This window comes from Mesorhizobium sp. M4B.F.Ca.ET.143.01.1.1, assembly GCF_004792275.1.
GTDB classification, from domain to species: domain Bacteria; phylum Pseudomonadota; class Alphaproteobacteria; order Rhizobiales; family Rhizobiaceae; genus Mesorhizobium; species Mesorhizobium abyssinicae.
The window spans coordinates 1-391 of sequence record NZ_SRSR01000126.1 but is presented as its reverse complement, the minus strand read 5'-3'; the positions used below and the strand labels follow the sequence as shown (position 1 = coordinate 391).

Annotated in this window: 1 pseudogene; it reads right to left on the bottom strand. The window is 62.1% G+C overall.

The window, feature by feature from the left end:
- Positions 1 to 263: pseudogene (locus EN786_RS36260) on the bottom strand (hydantoinase/oxoprolinase family protein); the annotation flags it as partial.
- Between the last annotated feature and the right edge of the window lie 128 nt (positions 264 to 391).

Sequence of the window (391 nt, the reverse complement as noted above, 5' to 3'; positions counted from 1 at the left end):
GGCGGTAGCGACATTCCCTCGGCGAGCTTCGGCAAGACCGGCGTGTCGATCCGGCCGATGCCGGTCACGCCGATACCCACGATTTCGATCGGGTTCGAGGGATCCGCATGGCCGAAGCGTGCAGCGTGGGCGGCGTGGAAGTTGTCCGGAAGCTTGTCCCAGAAATGCTTATCGGTTATGTCGACGAGGATCGGCAGGTCGTAGCTCTGGCCGAGGTAGCGCACGTCGATCTTGACCTCGATGTCGCGCTTTTCCTGCCGCACGCCGTCATGGTCGAGATGCGCGTTCGCCTTAGCAACCTGCGAGCGGATGATGGTCGATCGGTGGCGATCTCGGTCTCGATCTGGCGGCTGCGCGCAAGGTTATCGAGGAAAAGATCGCCAACCCGATC